The organism is Pseudomonas sp. CFBP 5748 (assembly GCF_053850495.1).
This window is the reverse complement of the sequence record NZ_JBSPTN010000003.1, coordinates 308457-334511: the sequence shown is the minus strand read 5'-3', so window position 1 is coordinate 334511 and position 26055 is coordinate 308457. Positions and strand designations below refer to the sequence as shown.

Annotated in this window: 17 protein-coding genes; 14 read left to right on the top strand and 3 right to left on the bottom strand. The window is 60.2% G+C overall.

What is annotated here, in order from left to right; all coding sequences use genetic code 11:
- Nucleotides 1-213: 213 nt before the first annotated feature.
- The 5 genes from ACWNZ1_RS08990 to ACWNZ1_RS08970 all read left to right on the top strand — a co-directional run bounded on the left by ACWNZ1_RS08990 (nucleotide 214) and on the right by ACWNZ1_RS08970 (nucleotide 9384).
- Nucleotides 214-1239 carry a zinc-dependent alcohol dehydrogenase family protein gene (locus ACWNZ1_RS08990; RefSeq protein ID WP_135845548.1) on the top strand — a complete coding sequence of 342 codons (1026 nt, stop codon included), beginning with the start codon at nucleotides 214-216 and terminating at the stop codon, nucleotides 1237-1239.
- A gap of 689 nt (nucleotides 1240-1928) precedes the next feature.
- Nucleotides 1929-3404 carry a hypothetical protein gene (locus ACWNZ1_RS08985; protein ID WP_265072063.1) on the top strand — a complete coding sequence of 492 codons (1476 nt, stop codon included), beginning with the start codon at nucleotides 1929-1931 and terminating at the stop codon, nucleotides 3402-3404.
- 96 nt (nucleotides 3405-3500) lie between these two features.
- Entirely contained in the window at nucleotides 3501-4901 is a 1401-nt protein-coding gene (locus ACWNZ1_RS08980) for an aminotransferase-like domain-containing protein (protein ID WP_135845545.1), read from the top strand.
- An 88-nt stretch (nucleotides 4902-4989) separates the two neighbouring features.
- Nucleotides 4990-6636, top strand: a complete 1647-nt coding sequence (gene pgm / locus ACWNZ1_RS08975) for a phosphoglucomutase (alpha-D-glucose-1,6-bisphosphate-dependent) (protein ID WP_135845544.1) — start codon at nucleotides 4990-4992, stop codon at nucleotides 6634-6636.
- Nucleotides 6637-6915: 279 nt separating this feature from the next.
- Complete coding sequence (locus tag ACWNZ1_RS08970) at nucleotides 6916-9384, top strand: UvrD-helicase domain-containing protein (protein ID WP_256452918.1); 2469 nt, start codon at nucleotides 6916-6918, stop codon at nucleotides 9382-9384.
- A gap of 224 nt (nucleotides 9385-9608) precedes the next feature.
- Here the strand turns inward: ACWNZ1_RS08970 and ACWNZ1_RS08965 are convergent, their stop codons facing one another.
- Both ACWNZ1_RS08965 and ACWNZ1_RS08960 read right to left on the bottom strand, forming a co-directional pair.
- Nucleotides 9609-9887: a DUF1652 domain-containing protein gene (locus ACWNZ1_RS08965; RefSeq protein WP_003201764.1), complete on the bottom strand. Its 279-nt coding sequence runs from the start codon at nucleotides 9885-9887 to the stop codon at nucleotides 9609-9611.
- A gap of 193 nt (nucleotides 9888-10080) precedes the next feature.
- Nucleotides 10081-11544 (bottom strand): MFS transporter, encoded by a 1464-nt coding sequence (locus ACWNZ1_RS08960; protein WP_280944964.1) that lies wholly within the window; start codon nucleotides 11542-11544, stop codon nucleotides 10081-10083.
- Between the two features lie 131 nt (nucleotides 11545-11675).
- On the opposite strand from ACWNZ1_RS08960, the gene ACWNZ1_RS08955 reads away from it, so the two are divergent.
- The 7 genes from ACWNZ1_RS08955 (at nucleotide 11676) to ACWNZ1_RS08925 (ending at nucleotide 21456) form a co-directional block, all read left to right on the top strand.
- Complete coding sequence (locus ACWNZ1_RS08955) at nucleotides 11676-12581, top strand: LysR family transcriptional regulator (RefSeq protein WP_135845542.1); 906 nt, start codon at nucleotides 11676-11678, stop codon at nucleotides 12579-12581.
- 332 nt (nucleotides 12582-12913) lie between these two features.
- Nucleotides 12914-14371, top strand: coding sequence for a serralysin family metalloprotease (locus ACWNZ1_RS08950; protein ID WP_456027566.1), 1458 nt, complete (start codon nucleotides 12914-12916; stop codon nucleotides 14369-14371).
- A 138-nt stretch (nucleotides 14372-14509) separates the two neighbouring features.
- Nucleotides 14510-14932 (top strand): AprI/Inh family metalloprotease inhibitor, encoded by a 423-nt coding sequence (locus tag ACWNZ1_RS08945; RefSeq protein WP_256452917.1) that lies wholly within the window; start codon nucleotides 14510-14512, stop codon nucleotides 14930-14932.
- A 136-nt stretch (nucleotides 14933-15068) separates the two neighbouring features.
- Nucleotides 15069-16838 (top strand): type I secretion system permease/ATPase, encoded by a 1770-nt coding sequence (locus tag ACWNZ1_RS08940; RefSeq protein WP_456027565.1) that lies wholly within the window; start codon nucleotides 15069-15071, stop codon nucleotides 16836-16838.
- Entirely contained in the window at nucleotides 16835-18169 is a 1335-nt protein-coding gene (locus ACWNZ1_RS08935; protein ID WP_256452916.1) for an HlyD family type I secretion periplasmic adaptor subunit, read from the top strand. Before ACWNZ1_RS08940 ends, ACWNZ1_RS08935 begins: the two co-directional genes overlap by 4 nt.
- Before the next feature lie 14 nt (nucleotides 18170-18183).
- Nucleotides 18184-19527: a TolC family outer membrane protein gene (locus tag ACWNZ1_RS08930; protein WP_256452915.1), complete on the top strand. Its 1344-nt coding sequence runs from the start codon at nucleotides 18184-18186 to the stop codon at nucleotides 19525-19527.
- Nucleotides 19528-19602: 75 nt separating this feature from the next.
- Nucleotides 19603-21456, top strand: a complete 1854-nt coding sequence (locus tag ACWNZ1_RS08925) for a polyurethane esterase (protein ID WP_135845537.1) — start codon at nucleotides 19603-19605, stop codon at nucleotides 21454-21456.
- A gap of 183 nt (nucleotides 21457-21639) precedes the next feature.
- Here ACWNZ1_RS08925 and ACWNZ1_RS08920 read toward each other — a convergent pair whose 3' ends face one another.
- The gene (locus tag ACWNZ1_RS08920; RefSeq protein ID WP_135845536.1) at nucleotides 21640-21864 is read right to left on the bottom strand and encodes a YgdI/YgdR family lipoprotein; all 225 of its coding nucleotides are present in this window, start codon (nucleotides 21862-21864) and stop codon (nucleotides 21640-21642) included.
- A gap of 222 nt (nucleotides 21865-22086) precedes the next feature.
- Here ACWNZ1_RS08920 and ACWNZ1_RS08915 point away from each other — a divergent pair, with 222 nt between their 5' ends.
- Together ACWNZ1_RS08915 and ACWNZ1_RS08910 are read left to right on the top strand one after the other, a co-directional pair.
- A complete protein-coding gene (locus ACWNZ1_RS08915) occupies nucleotides 22087-23739 on the top strand; it encodes a VRR-NUC domain-containing protein (RefSeq protein ID WP_265072061.1) in 1653 nt (550 codons plus the stop codon).
- Entirely contained in the window at nucleotides 23736-26033 is a 2298-nt protein-coding gene (locus ACWNZ1_RS08910; RefSeq protein ID WP_135845534.1) for an ATP-dependent DNA helicase, read from the top strand. The genes ACWNZ1_RS08915 and ACWNZ1_RS08910 overlap by 4 nt, the downstream gene beginning before the upstream one ends.
- Nucleotides 26034-26055: the final 22 nt, after the last annotated feature.

The window sequence follows — 26055 nt, the reverse complement described above, 5'->3', positions numbered from 1 at the left end:
GTCAGCGGCCATATGAGAACAATGGCCGGCATGAATCTTACGGGGAAAGGCTGGTACTCTGCACCGGCTAATTGCTTTTTCCTACAGAACGGATCCGATTTCTTGCTGCGGAATCAATGACAGGCATGTCGACTATTAATAGCCACTGATGGTCTTGGGTACAAAGCCCGGATAGAGTTCATGGCATTAGAGGTTACTTTGACGAGGTTTGCGATGTCCCGCACGATCCGTTTTCACAAGTTTGGCGGTGCCGAGGTGCTCAAATGCGAAGAGCATGCGGCGGCTCTTCCTGCTCCAGGAGAAGTGCAGGTCCGTGTCGAGGCGATCGGCATCAGTTGGTATGACACCTTGTGGCGCCAGAACCTGGCGTCGTCCCAGGCTCGCCTGCCTTCTGGCCTGGGCCATGAAATGGCCGGCGTGGTCACTGCCGTCGGCGACGGTGTCGATGATCTGGCCGTGGGCGACAAGGTCGCCAGTTTTCCTGCCGAGAGCCCGAACGATTATCCCGTGTACGGTGAAGTCATCGTGCTGCCGCGCACCGCGCTGACCCGTTATCCCGACGTGCTCAGTCCGATCGAAGCGGCGGTGCACTACACGCCGCTGTTGATCGCATATTTCGCCTACATGGACCTGGCGCGGGTCAAACCCGGGCAGTTTGCCCTGGTGACCGATGCCAGCCATTGCGCCGGCCCTTCCTTCGTGCAACTGGGCAAGGCCCTGGGTGTGCGGGTGATTGCCGCCACCAAGACGGCTGACGAGCGTGAATACTTGCTGTCGCTGGGCGCTGAGAAAGTCATCGTCACCGAAGAGCAGGACTTGCTGATGCAAATCAACAAGCTCACTGACAACCGTGGCGTCGACGTGGTGTTCGACGGCCTTGGCGGGCCGCAGATGTCGCTGCTTGGCGATGTGTTGGCGCCGCGAGGCAGCCTGGTCTTGTATGGCCTGCAGGGCGGCAACCAGACACCGTTTCCGGCTTGTGCGGCGTTCCAGAAGAACATTCAGTTCTTTGTGCACTGCATCGGCAATTTCACCGGCAAGCCGGAACTGGGCATCGTCCAGGACCAGGTGGCTTTGCAGCGGGCACTGCGTGATATCAATCAACTGACCGCCGACCGCGTGCTGCTGCCCCTCAAGACTCGGGTATTTCCATTCGCCGAGTTTGTCGAGGCTCACCGCTACATGGGCGAATGCCCTTGCCGTGAACGCGTTGCCCTCCAGGTAGTCGATCCTGCCTGATGCCTGTCTTGCGCAAGAGTCATCGTCCGGCTCTTGCGCTGCTCTCGGCCTGATCGGCCATCCTTTCTTTTGCATGACGCCTCCCGCCAGACGGTGATGCGCTCGTGCCCGTCAAACGAGCCCTGGAATGGGCTGGCGCTGTTCGCAGCAAAGCCGAACCGAATCCGTTTGCCCGCCGACATCTGAACTGGTTTTTGTCCCTAATCTGTATCTTCTAATCATTGTTTAAGTCCTGATAATTGAACGCTGATTTCCATCTCAAGGAAGAAGTCGTGGCGCGGTATAACTTTTTCGAAGGTTTCGAGCCTTCACTGTATGTCCAAGGTGCTTCGGGCATTACTTGGTATAAGGCTGTCTATCGACTATGGGGAAAACAGGCCGAGGCAAGAGGTAAGTTGAAGTTCGGCTTGTTCTTTATTTCTCGTACTCATTGTCTGTGGGACGTTGTCGGAATTCTCCTAGGACGTACCGCTGGGTCGGCGCAAGCCAATGGTTTAGCGGCTTTCAGGGCGATTCAGAAATGGAGCGGTCCAGCCCCCAACGTGTGTATCAAATAATTACGACAAGCAAAGCTTGTGCGTATTGCTAATACTCTCTGCAGTACTAGAACACTTCATCCTGATCTACACGTCGTACCGTCGCGTTGGTGCGAGTGCGACGCCGATATTCGAATTTCCAGGTAAATGGCTATGAGTGCAATTCATGAGCAGGCAATGACTCACGTGTATCAACAGGTATTGCAACGACTGTTGGGTTTTTATTCCCGGGCAGAACGTACCGCGTTGCAGCTTTTGATCCAGCGTTTAATTATCGCCGCCGGAGGAATCGAGCGGATTGGCGATTATCGCGTGCTGACGGTCCAGAACGGCAGTCGGGATGGTTTTTACGTGCTGACGGCCTTGCGAGCCGCGCAACTAAGCATCGCTGGCAGGCATCCGGTGACCTTCGACTTGCGTGTCGCCACCCCACGCCTGAGCGAGACCACCCAGTCGACCCTGGAAAACATCCATCACTGCTACAGCGCGCTGTTTGTCTACGACGATCCGCGGGTCGAGCTGCTGATGGCGGATAACCGTGAGGTGCTGCCGTTCAATCACAATCAATCGCTGTCGGTGGCCGGCCATGAAGCCTGCCGCATGGACATGCTGCTGTTGGGGCATCTTCGCTCGGCGGACAGCCCCTTGGAGGTGGGCGACGACAGTTACCTGGCGATGGCGGAGTTTTATCGGCACATGGCTCGCTGGGAATCGGGAGTGGATTCGTTGGTCAGCAGCGATACGCCGCGTCAGCAAAGACAATTCATGTCGGGCCTTCGACGGGCGGCCCGCAAAATCGGACTGGCCACCGACAACAATGGCGGTTTCGACAGTCTTTTTGCCCAACTCGATACCCTGGGCGGCGATCTCTGTCGGCAGTTCCATGGCCAGGATCGCCTTGGCGCGTGGAAGCCCGAGGGCCATTTCGAGGCTTGCCGGCGAGTAGGGCATGTCAGTATCGACGACCTGATCGTCGACCGTCCGGAAGATAGCAACTGGCCGCTGTTCAACGAATTCCTGCGGGTACAGACCGACAGCTTCATCGCTTCGGCGCCCGAAAACGAGTACGTCAGCCCACTCCTGTCGGCGCATTTGCATGGCCTGCAGGCCTGTTACCTGCAAGGGCGCAGCTACGAAGCGGGTTATGGGGATTACGTGCAACGGGCGATCATGGTCATGCATCGCAAACAACTGCCGGAGCATGCCTGCCAGCATACGCGGGAGTTGTTCGGCACGCCTTCGAGTATCCCCGAGCGCCGTGCCCAGGCGGCCATCGAAGCGCAAAGAAACCTGGGGCTCAGCGAAACGCAATTGGTCTGTATGTTGTTCGCGCCGTTCGTGGAACAAGGGGCGGGCCTGGAGCATTTCCTGCGGTGCTGCCACCCCGGCATGCTGGTGGCGATGCCGGACCTGCACAAAGCCATGCAGGGTGCGACCATTGCTGATCAGGTGGGGCAGTGGATGATCGATGTCAGCGGCCTGCCCATCGATCTGCTTGGCAAACTGTACCGATCCAGCATTGCGCTGCCGGAGCAGGACACGGCAGCAGGTATCGATTCGCAAGCCGTAGACAGTGAAGAAGCCGGGCAGGGCGCCGATGGTCTGTGCGAACGTTCGGCAAGGCACTGAGGAGCCAGGTTTGGCGGATTCAACCAGCCCGTATCCGGCGGTGGTGACCGGTGTTCCAACAGGGTCGGTTACGGCCGGTTTCTTGGGGGCGGCCTTATGAAGGGCAGCCGGGAAACAGACTTCGCCTATCAGGCGGTTTATCGATACCTGACGACCTTGATCAACGAACTGGGGGCCGATGCGCGAGTGCGCCTGCCTTCGCTGCGACAACTGGCCGAGCGTCTGGACGTGTCGATTTCTACCATCCAGTACGCCTATTCGTTGCTGGAAAAGGAAGGTCGGGTCTACTCGATCGCCAAGTCCGGTTATTACGCGCTGCCGGTGCCCTGCGTTGCCAACCTGGACGGTGGTGATGATTTGCTCGAGACCCTGTACGTCAATGCACGGCGACCGGGCATGCTGGTGCTCAGTGCGGATGAACCAGCGTCGATGCAGCCACTGGACAGCCCATTGTTGCTGCTTGAGCGCGAGCTGCTGCGCCAGTATCCGCGCTCCTCCCAGGCGCCCTCGCAACCTTGGGGCGAGTTGGAGCTGCGGGCAGCGCTGGCAGCCCGCTACACCTCATCTGCAGCCCGCTGCTGGAGTGCCGACGACGTCTATATTGGCGCCGATCTGCGCGGCGTCCTGGAAATTCTCATCGCGGTGCTGGCACTGAAGGGCGCCACGGTATTGATCGAGTCGCCCAGCGACTGGAGCGTCTTGCGCCTGTTGCAGGCCGCCGAGATCCGGGTCATCGAGCTGCCGTTGCGGGCAGGCGGGGTGATCGATACCGAGCATCTGGAGCAACTGCTGGTCAGCGAAACGGTGCGTCTGGTGGTGCTGTCTTCGGTCTTGAGCATGCCAAGGGGCACGCTCATGCTTGAGCGCAACCGCCACGACGTGGCTCACCTGTTGGCGCTGCACGGCACGTGGGTGTTGGAGAACGACAGCTACACCGACCTGGCATTCGAGACTGGGGTTGCGCCTTTGCGCGATTTGCTCGACCCGGATCGGTTGATCGTCTATTCATCGTTCGAGAAAACCATTGGCCCCGAGGCGCCCTACGGCTATGTATTGTCGCGCCAGTTGACCTTGCAATTGCAGCGACATTTCCTGCTGCGCGCCTTTCGGTTGTCGCCGATCCGCCAGAAGGCCATCGCCCGCTTGTACAGCAACGGCCGGATCGATCAGCATCTGCTGGTTTTGCGGCGATTGCTGCGCGAAAGCGCGGCCTCGACAACGCAACTGCTGCGCGAGCGGCTAGGGGACAGCCTGCAATGGGTCGCGCCCGAAGGTGGCGCAACGATCTGGATGCGCCCGGCGCGCCCGGTCGACCTGCGGCGGGTTTTTCAGCGGCTGCTGGCCCAGCGAATCGTTATCGCCCCGGGAGAACTGTTCAGTATCCAGGGGTTGTATGCGCAACATATGCGCCTGACCCACGCCTTGAGCGGGTCGAATGACCTGGGCACAGCGCTCTGCGCGCTGGCCGATGCCTTGAGACTTGAGCAATCCGGGTAGGTGGGGATGGATCGAACCCATCGCGCCATGGTCGAACTGTCAGTAAACTGCATCCTATTTCCCGAGCCACTCTATCCAGAGGTTTTGCATGACAGTCAGTCCATTTGCGGGCAAGCCGGCACCGGCAGAGTTGTTGATCGATATCCCGCGACTGGTGACGGCCTATTACACCGGCCGACCCGATGCTTCGGTAGCGACCCAGCGTGTGGCGTTCGGCACCTCCGGTCACCGTGGCAGTTCCTTCGACCTGGGGTTCAACGAGTGGCACGTGTTGGCAATCAGTCAGGCGATCTGCCTGTACCGTGAGGCCCAGGGCATCAACGGACCGCTATTCGTGGGTATCGACACCCATGCGCTGTCGACCCCGGCGGGTACCAGCGCCCTGGAAGTGTTCGCGGCCAACGGCGTTACCGTGATGATCGCCGAGGGCGACGAATACACCCCGACACCCGCGATTTCCCACGCCATCCTCTGCTACAACCGTGGCCGTACTTCGGGCCTGGCGGACGGTATTGTCATCACGCCGTCCCACAACCCGCCACAAAGCGGCGGCTACAAGTACAACCCCACCAACGGCGGCCCGGCCGACACCCACATCACCAAGTGGATCGAAGCCAAGGCCAACGAGCTGCTGGCCAACCAGTTGGCCGGCGTCAAACGCATCAGCTACGAGCAGGCGCTGAAGGCCGACACCACCCACCGTCACGATTACCTCAACACTTACGTGGCGGACCTGATCAATGTCATTGATTTCGATGCCATTCGCGGTGCCGGGTTGCACTTGGGCGTCGATCCGCTGGGCGGCGCCGGAGTGCGCTACTGGCCAGCCATTGCCGAGCATTACCGGTTGGACCTGGAAGTGGTCAACACCCAAGTGGACTCGACCTTCCGCTTCATGACCGTCGACTGGGACGGGCAGATCCGCATGGACCCGTCCTCCAGCCACGCCATGCAAGGGCTGATTGGCCTGAAGGAGCGTTTCGACGTCGCTTTCGCCTGTGATCCGGACCATGACCGCCATGGCATCGTGACGCCGTCCGGTGGCTTGCTTGCGCCGAACAACTACCTGGCGGTGTCTATCGATTACCTGTTCCAGAATCGCCCGCAATGGCGCGCCGATGCCGCGGTGGGCAAGACGGTGGTCAGCAGCGGCCTGATCGATCGCGTGGCCAAGCGCCTGGGACGCCGCCTCTATGAAGTGCCGGTAGGTTTCAAGTGGTTTGCCGATGGGCTGTTCGACGGCTCCCTCGGCTTTGGTGGGGAGGAAAGCGCCGGTGCTTCGTTCTTGCGCAAGGACGGTGGCGTGTGGAGTACCGACAAGGATGGCTTGATCCCGGCACTGCTGGCCGCTGAAATGACCGCCCGTACCGGTCGCGATCCAAGCCAGGCCTACCGCGCCCTGACCGCTGAGTTGGGCGAACCGTTCTCGGTACGCGTGGATGCCAAGGCCAGCCCGCAGCAGAAGGCGTTGCTCAGCAAACTGTCGCCGGATCAGGTCGCGTCAACCGAATTGGCCGGGGAGACGATCCAAAGCATCCTCAGCCATGCGCCGGGCAACGACCAGGCCATTGGCGGCTTGAAAGTGATGACCGAAAATGGCTGGTTCGCGGCGCGTCCATCCGGGACCGAAGACATCTACAAGATCTACGCCGAAAGCTTTATTGGCGATGCGCACCTCAAGCAACTGGTGGTTGAGGCGCAGACCCTGGTGGATGCTGCTATCACCGAGAAGTGACAAGCGCTTGTGGCGAGGAAATTTGTTTCCTCGCCACTGGCCCTGCAATTACTTTTCATCCGTGTCGCAGAATTTTCTCGAAGTAGTGAATATAACTTATTGATTTATCAGTGATTACTCCTGCGAGTATCCCTTCGGGAGCAAGTTGCGATGATGTCAATGTGCGACATCACTTTCACTTCATCGCCTAAATCCCTGACTTAAAAGATTTTTGGTAGAACCTGACGGAAAATCCAGACACCATAGCCGTCATGATTCAGAACACCGGAGTCTCCTAGCGTGTCGCAACACACTCCCGATCTTCCCCCCGACCTGTTGCCGCTGGCCCAGATGCCATTGTTAAAGCGCCTGGCCGCGCGTTTTTTTGGTCATGGCCTGACGCGCCTGCGCGCCCAGCACCGAGCGTCCTGGCTTCACGGCCAGGCAGATGGCTTTCGCAGTGGGCATACCGCCGGTTTTGATTATGGCTACCAAGAAGGCAGAACCGAAGGATTGGAAGAGGGTCGCCAAGTCCTGTTGATTCGCGACTCGCGCAGTACCGAGCACCCGGCCCCGAAGGTCGATGATCTGCTGTTCGACGACTGGCGCCTGCCGTTGTCCGCTGAACTGAAAAAACGCATCAAGGCAGACGTTGCTCGATTGCTGCCGGCACAGGCCCAGCCGAGCGCGGCGCAGTGGAAGATGATTTTCAGTGATACGCCAGCGACCTCGGTGGTGGCCGGAGCGGGTGCGGGCAAGTCCACGACCCTGGTGCTGCGCATTGTCCTGCTGTCTCATTACCTGGGTTTCGAGTTGGACTCGATGACCGTGGTGACCTTTACCCGCGAGTCGCGAAAGGACTTCATCCAGAAGCTGATAGAAGTGTTTGCCCTGTGGGGACGAACCATCGGTCTCAAGGAGGCTCGCGACCTGGTGCGAACCTTCCATTCACGCATCTTGCCCATGGTCCGTAGCCTGCCCGGATTTGAGCGTCTGCAGGCCTTCGAGACCCTGAGCCATCGGGCCGGCCCGGCTGATGATGACGCTCAGGACAACCCCTTCGACTTGCGCATCAACGATGCCCAGCGCCAGCAGCTCAACGCGTGTTATCACAATCTCTACCAGCGTGATGAGCGTTTTCGCGAGCTGATCAAGCCATTGTCCCGGCATGCATTGCAGCTCAAGGAATTGGAACGCGACCACCCGGATGTGCAGAAGCGAGTGGCCGTGACCGAGCTGGCCGCCCAACGCGATGAAGCGTTATGCGATGCCGTCGAAGACCTGTGGTTTCGTGCCGGGGCCTGGCCGATTAAAGGCATCGAGCCGAAGCGCCAGCGGTTCGATGTCAATGGTTCGACATTCCATTGCCACGGCTACATCCCATCCCTGGACGCCTGGGTAATCCTGGGCTTCGACCCGCGGGAAGACGCCCGCATCAGCCGCCCGGGCGCCAAGTTGAGCATTCGTGCGGAATGGGCCGTAAAGCGCACCCTGTTTCAAGCTTTCTGTCGCAAGCCACTGATATGGCTGGAAAGTTATGAAGCCTCAAAGCGTGTACTGGCATCGCTGGCCGGAGATGCCAGCGCGGGTCCCGGCTTCGATTACAAGGTCAAGGGGGAGCTCGGTTCGGCGCCCTTGCTCGATTGCTTTGTTGCCGCCGCCGGTTTTATCGAGAACCTTGGCCTGGACGTGCCGGATGCGGTGGGCCGGATGTGTTTTTCCCAGGACGACCCGGATCGCTATTTCTTCGAGGCCTTGAGCCGCTACTGGCGAGCATTCGAAGATCATTTGCTCGATCAGTCGCCACCGGTCATGACTTACAACCGGATGTTCGCGCTGTTCAGCGAGCACTCGCCGGAAAACTTCAAATTGCTCAGCGATTCACTGCTGCGCCCCTTGTCTCACTTGATGATCGACGAATTCCAGGACGTGTCGCCGCAGATTGTCTCCTGGCTTCGCGCAAGTCTTCGCGAGGTGCGCAGCCGTGGCCCGGCCATGCATGTGGGGCGCGCTGCCCAGCGCTCCTCCTTGCTGTGCGTGGGGGACGATTGGCAATCGATCTATGGCTGGCGCGGCAGTTCCCCAAGCTATTTCATGGGGTTCAACAAGCAATTTCCGTCGCCGACGAGCACCCGGGTGATGCTCACCGACAACTACCGCAGCCACCAGCACATCATTGATGCCGCCGAGCATGTCGTCCGTTCGGCAGCAGCGATTCCGGGCAAGAAGGCGAAGGCCAGTGGCAAGCCCCGCTCGCTGAGCCCAGTCAACGTACTGGATCGCGACGACGAGGGCTTGGCGCAGCGGCTGGATGAGCACTACCGCAAGGGCGATTCGATCCTAATGTTGTATCGAAAAAGTAGTGATAAGTTATTGATACAACAGCATATAAGCTCAACAGTTAATGTAGATTCCAGCTTGCCATACCAAGCACGGCGCCTCAGGCAGATGACCTATCACAGTGCCAAGGGGCTGCAGGCCGATGCGGTGTTTTTGCTCGGCGATTGCCAGCATATGACCAGTTCTCCCTACAAAAATCAGGTTTATCGCATGGCCGGGCTGGGGCAGGATGGTGATGCTGAGCCCTACGACACGGCACAGAAAGACGAAGTTCTGCGCTTGGCGTACGTGGGCATTACCCGAGCGGTGCAGCATTGCTATTGGTATGTCGATAGTCAGGACAGCCAGGGCGCTAACGTGCCCAAGGCTTCGGATCGTATTGGGGTGGGCAAGCCGTTCTTTGCTGACCAGCGCCGTGCGCGGGTATGACTCAGCCACATGGGTTACAAATCTGTTCACGCACGTAGGTAACCGGGTTGCGGGTGCTCCCACAGAATGAACGCGTTCGCTTCAGAAAAGGTCGGCTGTCAGGCCGCCTTGCTTTAGCGCAGCAACAGATATGCACCCAACCCACCCCCCCAAAAAAAAACGGCGCTTACCCTATGGGAAAAGCGCCGTTTCCTTAAATGAACAGCATCACACCGATGTGGGCGTCAGGAGGCAAACCGTCGCAAACCCACCGGTGGCACAAAAGCTTCCAGCTCGGCCTCCACTGCTTCGATTATGCGTTCCACATCCGGAGCGTTCATCACGGTAGCGCAGGGGATGCCTGCAATGGCGATCATGGTCTCGCCGCTGGCACGGTCAAACAATCGGGCGACCATGCTGCCTGGCGCGTCCATGCTCGCTTCAAATCCCATGGGATGGAAGTGCCAGCGCATCAGCTGGCAGGCGTTGGGGAACGTAACCTTGCTGAAAGATCCTTTATTCATATGTTGCCCGCCTTCTTCAATCAAGCGCTTCCTTTTGCTCATGTCAGGAAGGAAGAGCCATCATGGCTCTACCAGTGAGAACTAAAAGTAGCACCTGATAATGAATGTCATGTGGCTTTTTTCAGTCTGTTTTGCGATTGGTTCAGTTTTTTTGATCTGCATCACGACCTAAGCAACTGTGCTCAGAATGCCATCATCCTTCGCAGGCGGTGTCCCGCTGTTCATTCGAGGGCTCTGGCTCACGGTATTTCAAGGCAATGGCAGCTGCGAAAATCGTCAGCGCCAGGGCCGCGGCGAAGGTGATTTGCAAGCCGTCTGCCACCGCTTGCGGAGTGGCGTAAGTGATGCCATTCGTCGGTAGGGCAATCGCAAATATCGCGCCGAGCACCGAGGCACCGGTAAAGAAACCCAGGTTGCGCGACAGATTGAGCAGTCCGGCAATCACGCCGCGTCGGTGGGCGGGAACCTCCGTCATGACTGCCGTGTTGTTGGCCGTCTGGAACAACGCGTAGCCGAGGGTTGTTACCACGATAGCGGCGACATAGCCGCCTACGCCAAGGGCCGGAGACATCAGCGACAGCAGCAGGCAGCCGAGCGCCATGATCGCCAGCCCGACAAGCCGCATGGGGCGCACGCCGAACCGGTCTGCCAGGCGCCCGGCAGGCATGCCGGCGATCGCGGCAACGGAGGGTCCGGCCGCCAGTGCCAGCCCAACCAGCGCCGCAGGTAGCCCAAGGGCGATGGACAGGTAAAAAGGCCCGACCAGCAACGTCGCCATCATGACCGCCGCGACCAAGGCACTCGTGGCCAGACCCGAGACCAGCAGCCGGTCTCGAAACAAGGCCAAGGGAATCAGCGGCGAAGCAACCCGGTTCTGCGCCAGGATGAACAGCCCCGCGGTGAGGATCGCCACCAGCAACAACGCAATATTTGACCAGCCGAAGTCCCCGCGCCCCGAGGTCATGGCCAGGGCATAGGCGGCCAGTGTCGCGGCCAACAGCAGGGTGCCTGTCACATCGAAACGGGTTTTCTCCAGCTTCGCCATCGGTTGCCGGACGGGCAATGAACGCCATGCCAGCAACAACGTCAGCCCCCCAAGGGGAAGGTTGACCAGAAACAAGGCTTGCCAGCCGAATTGAGCGATCAACACGCCGCCAAAAGAGGGCCCCAGCGCAGTGCCGACTGCCGACAGCGTGGCCAGCAACCCCATGGCGCTGCCGGTCTTTGCCTTGTCGACGGTTTCACCGACCAGAGCCATGGTCAGCGTCATCATGACCGCAGCCCCCAAGCCTTGCAGCGCCCGGCCCGCAATCAACCACCCCAGCGACGGAGCCAGGCCGCACAAGGCCGAGGCGAGCGTGAACAGGGTAATCCCGGCCAACAGCAGCGGCCGACGCCCGAGCATGTCTGCGAGACGCCCGACGCTGACAATCAACGTGGTGATCGCCAGTAAATAGGCCAGCACCACCCATTGGACCTGCTGGAAAGAGGCATCGAAAGCTTGGGTCAGGGCGGGTAAGCCCACGGTGGCGACACTGGCGCCCAGGGACGCCAGTAGCGTCGAGAGCGAAAGGCTGGCTAGCGCCCAGCGTGCTGAAAAGACCCGTTGCTCGCCGATTGCTGTCGGCAGGTGTTGTTGCGTATCGGCTGGCTTCATCATGTCCTCTTTCTCTGCGGCGCCCGAACGGGGCTATCAGAACGTTACGCCTGGGCATAACATGGCGGAAGACGCACCATTTGCATGTTATAGCTGCATATAACGCCACCTATTCACGCCAGGGCCCGGCAATGTCTACACCTGACCTCAATCTGCTTGTCACCCTTGATGTGCTGTTGTCTGAAGGCAGCGTGGCCAAGGCCGCTCGGCGCCTGCGCCTCAGCCCGTCCGCGATGAGCCGGGCGCTGGCGCGGCTGCGTGAAACCACTGGCGACCCCTTGTTGGTGCGGGCCGGGCGGGGCTTGGTGCCCACGCCGCGTGCGCTGGAATTGCGCGAGCAGGTCAGTCAACTGGTCCAGGATGCCCAGGCGCTGCTGCGTCCGGTGCAGGCCCCGGATCTTGGGCGGTTGAGCCGGACCTTTACGCTGCGCACCCGCGAGGGCTTTGTGGAAAATTTCGCGCTCGACCTGATCGCCCGCATCAACGAACAAGCGCCCGGCGTACGGCTGCGTTTCGTTGAAAAGACCAACAACGACAGCACCGCGCTACGCGAGGGCAGCGTGGATCTGGAGACGGCCGTGGTAAACAAGGACACCAGCCCGGAGTTGCGAACCCAGGCGTTGTTTGGTGACCGTTTGATTGGCGTGGTGCGCGCGGGTCACCCGCTAAGCCTGGCCGAGGTGAGCGCCGCCCGTTACGCGGCGGGCGGGCACATCGGCGTGTCGATGCGCGGTCTGGATCAAGGGCCCATCGACCAGGCCCTGGAGTCGTTAAGCCTGTCACGGGAAATCGTCACCACCGTCCCAGGTTTTTCCTCGGCGTTGGGGCTCGCCCGATCCAGCGATCTGATCGCCAGCGTACCCGAGCGCTACACCGCCAGCCTGCGCGTCGGCATGCACAGTTTTGCGCTGCCGTTTGCGGTGCCGGCCTTCACGATAGCCATGCTCTGGCATCCGCGGATGGAGGCCGACCCGGTACATCGTTGGTTCCGTGGTTGTTTGCGAGAAGTCTGTGCACGCAAAACCATAGAGATTTAGTAGATATTCATTAGTAGCATTTCGCTGGCACTTAGTTGGCGGAAGTGCGATGTCGTGCACAAATTGATAGTTATCGATATTTAATATTTAAATAGAGTTTTGTCCGACAATCTTCAGTCTGGTCATTTAAATACCTGCACTAACGACAGGGAAGCCTATTGTTTATAGGCGTTAAAGGCCTGGTGCTGCAATTGAGTGGAAAAAATCGCTAGACGTTTGATTTCCAATTGTGTCAGCTTTCTTACGTCCTCATTGGGCGAGTGATAGGACGATCTCGCCAGAGATTGTCTGTCTGACTAAAGCTGTTCCATTGCAAACAAGGAAGTGTGTTTATGTCGAAAGCTAAAACCACCGCTATTGATTCTTCCGAACAACTGCTCTGGACGCCGCAACCCCTGGCGGCCTCCAGCAGTGCATTCAACCAGATCAATAGTTTCAGCCACCAATACGACCGCGGCGGTGACCTGACCGTCAACGGCAAACCGTCGTACTCCGTCGACGAGGCGGCCACTCAGTTGCTGCGCGACGGCGCGGCTTATCAAGACCGGGACGGCAGCGGCAAGATCGAGCTGACCTACACCTTCCTCACGTCTGCCTCCTCGAGTACCATGAACAAGCACGGGATCAGCGGTTTCAGTCAGTTCAGTGCCCAGCAGAAAGGCCAGGCAGCCTTGGCCATGCAATCCTGGGCAGACGTAGCCAACGTGACCTTCACCGAGAAGTCCAGCGGCGGCGACGGTCACATGACTTTCGGTAACTACAGCGGTGGTCAGGACGGTGCAGCGGCGTTTGCCTATTTGCCGGGGACCGGCGCCGGTTATGACGGGACGTCCTGGTACCTGATCAACAGCAGCTACACGCAGAACAAGAACCCGGACCTGAACAATTACGGGCGCCAAACCCTGACCCACGAAATTGGCCATAGCCTGGGCCTGGCCCACCCCGGCGACTACAACGCTGGCGAAGGCAGCCCGACTTACGATGACGCTACCTACGGGCAAGACACCCGTGGCTACAGCATCATGAGCTACTGGAGTGAAAGCAATACCGACCAGAACTTCAGCAAGGGCGGGGTCGAGGCCTATGCGTCGGGGCCGCTGATGGATGACATCGCGGCCATCCAGAAGCTCTACGGCGCCAACACCACCACCCGAACCGGCGATTCGACCTACGGCTTCAACTCCAACACCGGTCGCGACTTCTACAGCGCATCCTCATCCTCGGACAAAGTGGTGTTCTCGGTTTGGGATGCCGGTGGTCGCGACACCCTGGATTTTTCCGGTTTCACCCAGAACCAGAAAATCAACCTCAATAGCGCCTCGTTCTCCGACGTTGGTGGCATGGTGGGTAATGTCTCCATCGCCCAGGGCGCAGTCATCGAAAACGCCATCGGCGGATCGGGCAGTGACTTGTTGATCGGCAACTCGGTGGCCAACGAACTCAAGGGTGGGGCCGGCAACGATATTCTTTGGGGCGCCGGGGGTGCGGACAAACTGTGGGGTGGTTCGGGCTCGGACACTTTCGTGTTCGCCGCCAGTTCCGACTCGCGACCCGGTACTGTCGATCAAATCCTCGACTTTGTCAGCGGCCTGGACAAGATCGACCTGACCGGCATCACCAAGGGCGCCGGCCTGCACTTCGTGAACGCGTTCACCGGTGCGGCAGGCGATGCGGTGCTGTCGACCTCCGGTGGCAACAGCCTGCTGTCGGTGGACTTCTCCGGGCATGGCGTGGCTGACTTCCTGGTCAGCACCGTCGGCCAGGCAGCGGTCTCGGATATCGTGGCCTGATAAACCGATCCCTGTAGGAGCTGCCGCAGGCTGCGATCTTTTGATCTTTCGCTTGAACCCAAGTGGCAGGGGAAAGATCGCGGGCTTCGCCAGCTCCTGCAGGTCACCGGTCAGGATTGTGAGATGAATAGATATCTAATGTCGGGTAGCGCCCAGGCAACCGCCTGGTTACTCGCTACATTGATGATGTTTTGTGGAGAAGTCGTCATGGCGCGCAGCCTGTTGTTAGCAGAACCTTCACAGTTGGCCGGTCAGTGGCTGGCCATTTTGTCGGACCCGCAGAACGACGGGCAAACCCAGGCGCTGCAGGACAAACCGTCCAACACTTGCCTCATCGAACTCAGGGCAGACCAGACGTTGGGTGGGCAAACCGAGTGCCTGGGCCACTGGCTGGGAGATGAACCGGTCCATTGGTTTACCGAACCCGATGGTCTTTCCCTGATTGGCAGGCAGAACTCGAGAGTGCATCTGGGATTGCGTAAGGAACATCACTACCAGGTCACTTTGAAATCCGGCCTGATACTCAGGCTTGAGCAAAATAAGCGCCCGACAGACCGTTAACAAATTGTTACATCTGCCGCAAGGCAAGACGCGTATGTTCAATCAGGCGTGCGCGTCGGACGGGGCCGATTTAATAATTAAAGATTGGTAGTGCATAACAGCCGGTTATCCGGCGAAGCCAACAGCAGGAAGATCCATGACTAAGAATCGGGGCGCTGTCGCCATACCGTTATTTAAAGCGCTGGGCGCTTATAAAAACATTCTGATCAGTGTCGGTTGTTTTACTGCACTGATTAATGTCCTGATGTTGGCACCGTCGATTTATATGTTGCAGGTGTATGACCGAGGGCTTTCCTCACAAAACGTAACTACCCTGGCGATGCTGTCATTGATGGTCGTCGGGTTCTTTGTGTTTATCGGGTTGCTGGAAATGGTGCGCAGCTTCATTGTCATCCGCATCGGCAGTCAGTTGGAAAGACGTTTCAATCTCCAGGTGTACAAGGCGGCGTTCGAGCGCAATCTGCTCCAGGGCGAGGGCAATGCCGGGCAGTCCCTGGGCGACCTGACCCATGTCCGCCAGTTTGTCACCGGACCCGCATTGTTCGCATTCTTCGACGCGCCATGGTTCCCCATCTACCTGCTGGTGATTTATCTGTTCAACGTCTGGCTCGGCGTGTTCGCCACCGTCGGCACGTTGTTGTTGATTGGCCTGGCCTGCCTGAATGAACTCATGACCAAAAAACCGTTGGGGCAGGCCAGCGTCTACTCGCAACGCTCCAGCCAACTGGCCACCAGCCATTTGCACAACGCCGAGACCATCCAGGCCATGGGCATGCTCGACGCGCTGCGCAGCCGCTGGTTTGCCGTGCACTCGCGGTTTCTCGGCCTGCAGAACCAGGCCAGCGACACCGGCGCGGTGATCAGCTCCGTGAGCAAAACCCTGCGCCTGTGTCTGCAATCCCTGGTGCTGGGGTTGGGCGCGCTGTTGGTGATCAAGGGCGAGATGACCGCCGGGATGATGATTGCCGGCTCGATCCTGATGGGCCGGGTGCTGAGCCCCATCGACCAGTTGATTGCCGTGTGGAAGCAGTGGAGCGGGGCCAAGCTCGCCTATCGCCGTCTCGATGCGCTGTTGCAGGCTTACCCGGCACAGGATGATGCAATGGCATTGCCGCCGCCCAAGGGCCAGGTGAGTTTCGAGCAGGTGAGCGCCGGCCCGCCGGGGCAACGCAACGCGACGTTGCAGCAGGTCAGCTTCAGCCTGGCGGCCGGGGAAGTGCTCGGGGTGCTGGGGGCTTCGGGCTCCGGTAAATCCACCTTGGCCCGTGTGCTGGTCGGCGTATGGCCGACGCTGGGGGGAACGGTGCGGCTCGATGGGGCCGACATCCACCGCTGGAGTCGTGAGCAGCTCGGCCCGCACATCGGCTATCTGCCCCAGGACATCGAGCTGTTCAGCGGCAGCATCGCCGAGAACATCGCCCGCTTTCGCGAAGCCGACCCGCAGAAAACTGTCGCCGCCGCGCAACAGGCCGGTGTGCATGAACTGATCCTGCGCATGCCCCAAGGCTACGACACGGTGTTGGGGGAGGACGGCAGTGGGTTGTCGGGCGGACAGAAGCAACGGGTGGCCCTGGCCCGGGCGATGTACGACCGACCGAGCCTGGTGGTGCTCGACGAGCCCAACTCCAACCTCGACACGGTCGGTGAAGCGGCGCTGGCCAGTGCCATCGCGCAAATGAAGGCACAAGGCACCAGCGTCGTGCTGGTGACCCATCGCTCCTCGGCGCTGGCCCAGGCCGACAAGCTACTGGTGCTCAACGAAGGCCGGCTGCAGGCCTTCGGCCCGAGTCAGGAAGTGCTGCGGGCGCTGTCTGGCCAATCGGAGACGCCACAACGGGACCGAACACCCAACGGATTGAGCATGAGCCGTCAGTACCAGACTGCCAACAAGCCCAGCGGCGCATGAGCAAGGATCGCGACATGAACCTCGAACATTCTCAAATCCTCGAGCGTCCCGAACACGGCGCGCGGTTTTTCACCCGTCTGGGCTGGGTACTGGCGATTGTGGGGGCGGGGAGTTTTTTCACCTGGGCCAGCCTGGCGCCGTTGGATCAGGGCATACCCGTGCAGGGCACCGTGGTGGTGTCCGGCAAGCGCAAAGCCGTGCAGTCGATGAGTGCCGGTGTGGTCAGCCGGATCCTGGTGCGTGAAGGCGAGGCGGTGAAGCAGGGCCAGCCGTTGTTTCGTCTCGACCAGACCCAGGCCGCCGCCGACGTGCAATCGCTGCAAGCCCAGTACCGGATGGCCTGGGCCAGCTTGTCGCGCTGGCAAAGCGAGCGGGACAACCTTGGGCAAGTGAGCTTCCCGACGCAACTGAGCCAAGACCCGGACCCGCGACTGGCGCTGGTGCTCGAAGGCCAGCGGCAACTGTTCAGCAGCCGCCGCGAAGCGTTTGCCCGGGAACAATCCGCGTTGCGCGCCAATATCGAAGGTGCCACGGCACAACTGGCGGGTATGCGCCGGGCCCGCGGTGACCTCAGTGCCCAGGCCGACTCCCTGCGCCTGCAACTGGGTAACCTGCAACCCCTGGCGGACAACGGTTACATCCCGCGCAACCGCTTGCTCGACTACCAACGCCAACTGTCGCAAGTGCAGCAGGAACTGGCGCAGAACAGCGGCGAAAGTGGGCGGGTGGAGCAGGGCATCGTCGAGTCCCGGCTGAAGCTGCAGCAACACAACGAGGAATACCAGAAAGAAGTGCGCAGCCAATTGGCCGAGGCCCAGCTCAAGAGTGAAACCCTGCAACAGCAACTGAAGTCCGCCGGGTTCGAGCTGCAACACAGCGAAATCCTCGCCACCGCCGACGGCATCGCCGTCAACCTCGGGGTACACACCGAAGGCGCGGTGGTGCGCCAAGGCGATACCTTGCTGGAAATCGTCCCCCAAGGCACGCGACTGGAGGTCGAAGGGCACTTGCCAGTGCACCTGATCGACAAGGTCGGCACCCATTTGCCGGTGGACATCCTGTTCACCGCGTTCAACCAGAACCGCACGCCACGGGTGTCGGGGGAGGTCAGCCTGGTGTCGGCCGACCAGATGCTCGATGAGAAAACCGGCGCGCCGTACTACGTGCTGCGCAGCAGCGTCAGCGACGTGGCGATGGAAAAACTCAACGGCCTGGTGATCAAGCCTGGCATGCCGGCGGAGATGTTCGTGCGCACGGGCGAGCGCTCGCTCCTCAACTACTTGTTCAAACCGTTGCTCGACCGAGCCGGCTCTGCGTTGACCGAAGAATAAGGATGTCTGTGGGTATGAAGCGCTTTTACTGGCTCGCCGCGTTGACGGCGGCTGTCTGCAATAACGTCTGGGCGATGGGCCCGTTCGAGGTCTACGAACAGGCGTTGCGCAATGACCCGGTGTATCTGGGAGCGATCAAGGAGCGTGACGCGGGCCTGGAAAACCGCGCCATTGGCCGCGCCGGGCTGTTGCCACAGTTGGGCTACAGCTACAACAAAGGCCGCAACAAATCCAAGGTCACCTATCTCAACGAACGCGGCGCCAGCCAGCATGATGACCGCAACTACAGCAGCTATGGCTCTAGCCTGACCCTGCAACAACCGTTGCTGGACTACGAAGCCTATGCGGCCTACCGCAAAGGCGTGGCCCAGGCGCTGTTCGCCGATGAAAGCTTTCGCGGCAAGAGCCAGGAGCTGCTGGTGCGGGTGCTTAGCTATTACACCCAGGCGCTTTTCGCGCAGGACCAGATCGACATCGCCCAGGCCAAGAAAAAAGCTTTCGAACAGCAGTTTCGCCAGAACGAGCACATGTTTCGCCAAGGCGAGGGCACGCGCACCGACATCCTCGAGGCCGAGTCGCGCTATGAATTGGCAACCGCCGAGGAAATCGAGGCCCGCGACGAGCAAGACGCCTCGTTGCGTGAGCTTGGCGCGCTGATTGGCGTCCCGGCCCTGGACATCGGCGACCTTGCGCCCCTGAATGACACCTTCCAGACCTTCGCCCTGCAGCCAGCCAACTTCGACACCTGGCACGAACTGGCGGTGAGCAACAACCCGAACCTGGCGTCCCAGCGGCAAGCCGTGGACGTGGCGCGCTTCGAGGTCGAACGCAACCGCGCCGGGCACCTGCCCAAAGTCAGCGCCTACGCGACGATGCGCCAGAACGAGTCGGAAAGTGGCAACACCTATAACCAACGCTACGACACCAACACCATCGGCCTGGAAGTCAGCGTGCCGCTGTACGCCGGTGGCGGCGTTTCGGCCTCGACCCGCCAGGCCAGCCGCAGCATGGAACAGGCCGAGTACGAACTGGACGCCAAGACCCGCGAAACCCTGATCGAACTGCGCCGTCAGTTCAGCGCCTGCGTTTCAGGCGTGAACAAACTGCGGGCCTACCAGAAAGCCCTGAGCTCCGCCGAAGCGCTGGTGGTCTCGACCCGGCAAAGCATCCTTGGCGGCGAGCGGGTCAACCTCGACGCGCTCAATGCCGAACAACAGCTCTACACCACCCGCCGCGACCTGGCCCAGGCCCGCTACGACTACCTCATGGCCTGGACCAAATTGCATTACTACGCAGGCACCTTGGGGCCCCAGGACCTGGCGAAAGTGGATGAGGCGTTTGTGTCCCGAACACAGTGATCCATTGCTTTTGTGGCAAGGGAGCTGGTTACAACCTGGTTTTAGCATTCCAACAACAAAAAGAGAGCAACAACCATGGGTATCTACGATTACAAGAACCTCGGCACCCTTGAGTCCAAAGCATTGGTCAGCGATGCGATGGCGATCATGCTGTATTCCTATCACAACCTGGACCACGGTTTTGCCGCTGGGTATCAGCACAACGGCTTTGGCGCAGGCCTGCCGGCGACCCTGGTCACCGCGCTGCTTGGCGGCACCGATTCCCAAGGGGTGATTCCCGGCGTGCCGTGGAACCCCGACTCGGAAAAGCTCGCTTTGGAAGCGGTGCAGAAGGCCGGTTGGACGCCCATCAGTGCCACGCAACTGGGCTACACCGGCAAGGTGGATGGACGTGGGACGTTCTTCGGCGAGAAGGCCGGCTACACCACCGCGCAAGTGGAGATCCTTGGCAAGTACGACGCCGATGGGCAGCTGAAGGAAATCGGTGTGTCGTTTCGCGGTACCAGTGGCCCACGGGAAAACTTGATTGGCGACTCCATTGGCGACGTGATCAGCGATTTACTGGCAGCTTTTGGACCGAAGGATTACGCAAAGAACTACGTTGGCGAGGCCTTCGGTAACCTGCTCGCAGACGTCGCCAAGTTTGCCCAGGCCAATGGCCTGACGGGCAAGGACGTGCTGGTGAGCGGTCACAGCCTGGGCGGACTCGCGGTAAATAGCCTGGCGGACTTGAGCGCCAGCAAATGGTCAGGCTTCTATGACAGCGCCAACTACATCGCCTATGCCTCGCCAACCCAGAGCAGCACCGATAAGGTATTGAACATCGGTTACGAAAACGACCCGGTATTCCGCGCCCTGGACGGCTCCACGTTCAATCTCTCGTCGGTGGGCGTGCACGATGGGCAACAGGAATCGGCCACTAACAACATCGTCAGTTTCAACGACCACTACGCCTCGGCAACATGGAACGTGCTGCCGTTTTCCATCCTCAACATCCCCACCTGGATTTCCCACCTGCCCACCGGTTATGGCGATGGCATGGGCCGGATCCTCGACTCGGCGTTCTACGACCTCACCGAAAAGGATTCCACTATCATCGTCGCCAATCTGTCTGACCCGGCGCGCAGCAATACGTGGGTGCAAGACCTCAACCGCAACGCCGAGAGCCACACCGGCAGCACCTTCATCATTGGCAGCGACAGTAATGATCTGATCCAGGGTGGCCAAGGCAGCGACTACCTGGAAGGCCGCGCTGGCAACGATACCTTTCGTGATGGCGGTGGCTACAACGTGATAGTGGGCGGGCAGGGCAGCAACAGCTTGCAACTGCAGCAGTCGGTGAAAAACTTCAGTTTTGCCAATGATGGGGCTGGCACGCTGTATATGCGCGATGCCCATGGCGGGATCAGCATCACTCGCGACATCGGCACGGTTGTCAGTAAAGAGCCCGGATTGTTCTGGGGATTGCTCAAGGACGAGGTGAGCCACAGTGTCACCGCCAATGGCTTGCTGGCCGGCGGCAAGCTGACGGCCTATGCGACCTCGGTCAATGGCAGCGCGGCGAACGATACGTTGCAGGCCCGGGCGACCGGCGATTGGTTGTTCGGCCATGACGGCAACGATGTGCTGATGGGTGGCGCGGGCCACGATACCTTCGTCGGCGGCGCGGGCAATGACCTGATGCAGTCAGGCGGCGGCAACGACACCTTCATCTTCAACGGGGCGTTCGGCCAGGACCGGATCAGCGGTTATGAGGCGGGGGACAAACTGGTGTTCCTCGGCGTCCAGGGCGCCGGGGCGGGTTACGACTACAGCCAGCACATGACCCAAGTGGGCAGCGACACACTGCTCAAGGTCGGCGACAGTTCCGTGACCCTGGTGGGTGTGGGTTTGGGGCAGGTGGGAGGCGAAGGCATCGTGTTCGCCTGACATCGGGGGGAACCCAGGATCTGTGAGTCCCCAAGAACCAGTGTGGGAGCGGGCTTGCTCGCGAATGCGGCGGCACATTCAGCATGGATGCAAGCTGACATACCGCTTTCGCGAGCAAGCCCGCTCCCACAGGTGGGTGAATGCAGGATTTGAACGCGAGCCTCTGAGAGGGCTCGCACAGGATCAGTCTTCCTGGCGAATCGTCGCCACATCATCGGCGCGGACCCGGACTTTCTTGCCGGAAATGTCTTCGAATTCGTAGAAGCCGTCGGCGGTGCGGGTATTTGGGGTGTCCTTGGTCAAATACTGGGTACCGTTCTGCAAGGTCACCACGGTGGGCGAGGCGCAGCCGGCCAGAGCCAGGAATGCTACGGCGGCCAGGGGCAAGCCCAAAAACCTGATGTTCATATCCATAACCTCTCAATCAAAAGTACGTGGACAGCTGATTCGACCACGCCATCATCTTAGTCAACCGCCATTGGTCTCGCTTGCCGTAGGAAAGTTCATCGATGAACGAGGGATTTCACCTCTAAATTTAGGAGACCGCTCATCTTTTGCAGTTGCCTGGGCCGGTCGTAGCTGTTATCTGTACGCATAACCAGTACTTCAGCATCCGTGGCGCTTCTCTCCTTGACAGCCAATCCGCTCGACGACCCCTTTTACTACCTGAACAACTTTCAGCGAGTGCTCGCCTGGCTGGCGCAACGCTATGCCGATGTACTCAGCCCTGAAGAGCAGCGGTTTATCGATGACTTCGCGACGTTGCCTCGTGCGGCCCAGGGCTTGCTGGTGCGGATGGTGATGCGCAAGGGATCAAGGTTCCGCCATAGCAAGCTGCATTACCCGGAAATCGGTGACATCGGCACCGCCGTCGAACCCTTGCTGACGCTGGGCTGGGTCGAGGAACAGGCGCCCCTGGAGCTTGTCGAGCTGTTCGACGTGCTGCTCAAGGCGGAAATCCTCCAGTGCCTGGGCCATCTGATCGAACAACCCAAGGCGAAAAAGACCGAATGGCTCCAGTCCCTCGATGGCCATTTCAGTCAACCCCAGGCGTTTCGTGCCTGGTGTCCGCAGCTTGAAGACCGCTTGTACAGCCTGACGATCATGAACCTCTGCGACCGATTGCGGCTGATGTTCTTCGGCAACCTCTACCAGGACTGGTCGGAGTTCGTGCTGGCGGACCTGGGTATTTTCACCTACGAAACCGTTGAGTTCAGTGCTGAGTCCCGCGGCTTGCGCAGCCGCGAGGACGTCGACGCCTACCTGTTCCTGCACCAATGTAAGCAGCGCTTCGAAGCCGGCGACCCGCTTGAAGACATCGTCGCTCAAGTCAATGCCCTGGCCCTGGACAATCCGTGGCTGGAGCGGCGCCGGGGCAAGTTGTTGTTTCAGATCGGTCAGCATGGCGAACGTATCGGCGACTTCACCTTGGCCTTGTGCATCTATCGCGGCTGTAGTTATCCCGGCGCACGGTTGCGAATGATCCGCGTGCTGGAGCGCATTGGCGAGTACGCCCTGGCTCTTGAATTGGGCGAAGCGGCGGTGCAATCGCCGCAAAGTGCCGCCGAAACCCAGGCGCTGCTCAGGATTGTGCCCCGGCTGCGACGCAAGCTCGGCGGGCCGCCGGTAGCGCGAGCCATGGCCCGGGAGATGGAGCGGCTGGACCTGCAACTGCCGCGGGTCGATCCGGCCTTGTCAGTGGAGTATCACGTCCAGGCCCATTTGCACGACGAAGCCGCACCGGTGCATTACGTCGAGAACAGCCTGATCAATTCGCTGTTCGGCCTGCTGTGTTGGCCGGCGATTTTTGCGCCGTTGCCAGGGGCGTTTTTCCACCCGTTCCAGCGCGGACCGGTCGACTTGCTCAGCGAAGATTTCCATGCCCGCCGCGCCGAGCTGTTCGCAGCCTGTTTCGCCGAGCTGGACGATGGCCGCTATCGAGACACCATCGGCCGCCGTTTCGTCGAAAAGTGGGGCGTGCAGTCGCCTTTCGTGTTCTGGGGCGCGTTGTCCGAAGAACTATTGAATCAGGCCCTTGCTTGCCTGCCGGCCGAACACCTCAAGCACTGGTTCAGCCGCTTGCTGCTGGACATCAAGGCCAACCGCGCCGGCATGCCGGACCTGATCCAGTTCTGGCCGCAGCACAAGACCTACCGGATGATCGAAGTCAAAGGCCCCGGCGATCGCCTGCAAGACAATCAACTGCGCTGGCTGGAGTTCTGCCAGGAACACCAGATGCCCGTCGCCGTTTGCTACGTGCAATGGGCGGAGCAGGGCGCATGAGCCCGACGCCGAGCTACACCATTGCCGTGCGGGCGCTGTGTGAGTTCACCGCCAAGGTGGGCGACCTTGACCTGCGCTTCACGCCGTCGCCGACGGCCCTGGAAGGCATTGCTGGCCATCGCACCGTGGCCTCACGGCGCAGCGAGGGTTACCAGGCTGAAGTCAGCCTCGAAGGCCACTACCAAACGTTGAAAGTCAAAGGCCGGGCCGACGGTTATGATCCGACCCGTCACTGCCTCGAAGAAGTGAAGACCTACCGGGGTGACTTGAGCAAGCAACCGGCCAATCACCGCCAGTTGCATTGGGCCCAGGCGAAAATCTACGCCTGGCTGATGTGCCAAAAACTACAGTTGCCGCGCATCGATGTCGCCTTGGTGTATTTCGACATCGTCAGCGAAAAGGAAACCTGCCTCACCCAAGACTTCGAAGCGGAGCAACTCCAGGCTTTTTTTGAAGAGCAGTGCGCGTTGTTCCTGGCCTGGGCCGAACAGGAAATGACCCACCGCCAGGCACGCAACCGCGGCGCACAGGCGCTGGTCTTTCCCCATGCCGGCTTCAGGCCAGGGCAACGGCACTTGGCCGAGTCGGTGTTCAAGGCGGTCAGCACCGGCCGCTGCCTCATGGCCCAGGCGCCCACCGGGATCGGCAAGACCGTTGGCACGCTGTTCCCGATGCTCAAGGCCCTGGCGCCACAACAATTGGACAAGGTGTACTTCCTTACGGCGAAAACCCCGGGGCGCAAGTTGGCCTTGGATGCCGCCCAGGTCATCACTCGCAGTGCACCGTCGATGCCGTTGCGAGTGCTGGAGATGATCGCCCGGGACAAGGCCTGCGAGCATCCGGACAAAGCCTGCCATGGCGAGTCCTGCCCGCTGGCCCGCGGGTTCTATGACCGTCTGCCGGGTGCCCGGGCGGCCGCGAGCCAGGTCACGTTGCTGGATCAGGCGGCGTTGCGCGATATCGCCCTGGCCCATTCAGTCTGCCCGTATTACCTCAGCCAGGAAATGGCCCGTTGGGCGGACGTGGTGGTGGCTGACTACAACTATTATTTCGACTTCAGCGCCTTGCTTTTCGGCCTGGCCCAGGCCAATGGCTGGACCGTCGCGACCCTGGTGGACGAAGCCCACAATCTGGTGGAGCGGGGGCGGCAGATGTACAGCGCGACGCTTGACCAGTCGACGCTGGCAGCGGTGCGCAAGACCGCGCCTGAACCGTTGAAGAAATCCCTGGAGCGGGTCAATCGTCAGTGGAACGCTTTGCATGGGGCGCAGGTGGCGGTTTATCAGGCGTATGAAAAACCGCCGGAGAAACTGCTCCAGGCATTGGCCACTTGTACCACCGCCATCGGCGACTACCTCAATGACCATCCCCAGGGCCTGGACAGCGCATTGCAGGGTTTTTACTTCGAAGCCTTGCAGTTTGGCCGGGTGGCGGAAGCCTTCGACGAGCAGTTTCTGTTCGACATCCATACCCGCGAATCTGGCCGGCAGCGCAAGCTGTCCACCCTGTGCCTGCGCAACGTGGTGCCGGCCGGTTTCCTGCGACCGAGGCTGAAGGCGGCCCGCAGCAGCGTGCTGTTTTCCGCGACCCTGAGCCCTCGGCATTATTACGCTGACCTGTTGGGCACGCCGGCGGATACGGTGTGGATCGATGTCGAGTCGCCGTTCCAGGCCGAACAGTTGGATGTCCAGGTGGTCAGTCGGATTTCCACGCGTTTTGCCCATCGCCAGGCGTCCCTGGAGCCCATCGTCGCCTTAATGGCCCGACAGTTCAGCGAGCGTCCCGGCAACTACCTGGCCTTCTTCAGCAGCTTCGATTACCTGCAACAGGTGGCCGGACTGTTTGCCGAGCGGCACCCGCAGATTGCTACCTGGGCGCAATCTCGCGGCATGGGCGAAGCACCTCGGCAGGCCTTCCTTGAACGATTCATGGAGCACAGCCAGGGCATTGGTTTTGCGGTGCTGGGCGGGGCGTTCGGGGAGGGTATTGATTTGCCGGGCGCGCGCCTGATCGGTGCGTTCATCGCCACGTTGGGGCTGGCGCAGTTCAACCCGGTCAATGAGCAGATGAAGCAGCGCATGGCGGCGATTTTCGGTGACGGCTATGACTACACCTACCTGTATCCCGGCTTGCAGAAAGTGGTGCAGGCGGCAGGTCGGGTCATCCGCACCCAGCAGGATCGCGGGGTGGTGATGCTGATTGATGATCGGTTCGGCGAAGCGAGGGTGCAGCACTTGTTGCCGAGTTGGTGGTCAGTTACTCAAGAGGCGCACAACTCGCCCTCCCACCAATAGTTTTTCCTGATGCAGCGCTTGC

What these genes read in the sequence shown, in the direction of transcription:
- ACWNZ1_RS08990 (WP_135845548.1), top strand. Translation starts at nt 214, where the DNA reads ATGTCCCGCACGATCCGTTTTCACAAGTTTGGCGGTGCCGAGGTGCTC.
- ACWNZ1_RS08985 (WP_265072063.1), top strand. Translation starts at nt 1,929, where the DNA reads ATGAGTGCAATTCATGAGCAGGCAATGACTCACGTGTATCAACAGGTA.
- ACWNZ1_RS08980 (WP_135845545.1), top strand. Translation starts at nt 3,501, where the DNA reads ATGAAGGGCAGCCGGGAAACAGACTTCGCCTATCAGGCGGTTTATCGA.
- pgm (WP_135845544.1), top strand. Translation starts at nt 4,990, where the DNA reads ATGACAGTCAGTCCATTTGCGGGCAAGCCGGCACCGGCAGAGTTGTTG.
- ACWNZ1_RS08965 (WP_003201764.1), bottom strand. Translation starts at nt 9,887, where the DNA reads ATGAATAAAGGATCTTTCAGCAAGGTTACGTTCCCCAACGCCTGCCAG.
- ACWNZ1_RS08960 (WP_280944964.1), bottom strand. Translation starts at nt 11,544, where the DNA reads ATGAAGCCAGCCGATACGCAACAACACCTGCCGACAGCAATCGGCGAG.
- ACWNZ1_RS08955 (WP_135845542.1), top strand. Translation starts at nt 11,676, where the DNA reads ATGTCTACACCTGACCTCAATCTGCTTGTCACCCTTGATGTGCTGTTG.
- ACWNZ1_RS08950 (WP_456027566.1), top strand. Translation starts at nt 12,914, where the DNA reads ATGTCGAAAGCTAAAACCACCGCTATTGATTCTTCCGAACAACTGCTC.
- ACWNZ1_RS08945 (WP_256452917.1), top strand. Translation starts at nt 14,510, where the DNA reads ATGTCGGGTAGCGCCCAGGCAACCGCCTGGTTACTCGCTACATTGATG.
- ACWNZ1_RS08940 (WP_456027565.1), top strand. Translation starts at nt 15,069, where the DNA reads ATGACTAAGAATCGGGGCGCTGTCGCCATACCGTTATTTAAAGCGCTG.
- ACWNZ1_RS08935 (WP_256452916.1), top strand. Translation starts at nt 16,835, where the DNA reads ATGAGCAAGGATCGCGACATGAACCTCGAACATTCTCAAATCCTCGAG.
- ACWNZ1_RS08930 (WP_256452915.1), top strand. Translation starts at nt 18,184, where the DNA reads ATGAAGCGCTTTTACTGGCTCGCCGCGTTGACGGCGGCTGTCTGCAAT.
- ACWNZ1_RS08925 (WP_135845537.1), top strand. Translation starts at nt 19,603, where the DNA reads ATGGGTATCTACGATTACAAGAACCTCGGCACCCTTGAGTCCAAAGCA.
- ACWNZ1_RS08920 (WP_135845536.1), bottom strand. Translation starts at nt 21,864, where the DNA reads ATGAACATCAGGTTTTTGGGCTTGCCCCTGGCCGCCGTAGCATTCCTG.
- ACWNZ1_RS08910 (WP_135845534.1), top strand. Translation starts at nt 23,736, where the DNA reads ATGAGCCCGACGCCGAGCTACACCATTGCCGTGCGGGCGCTGTGTGAG.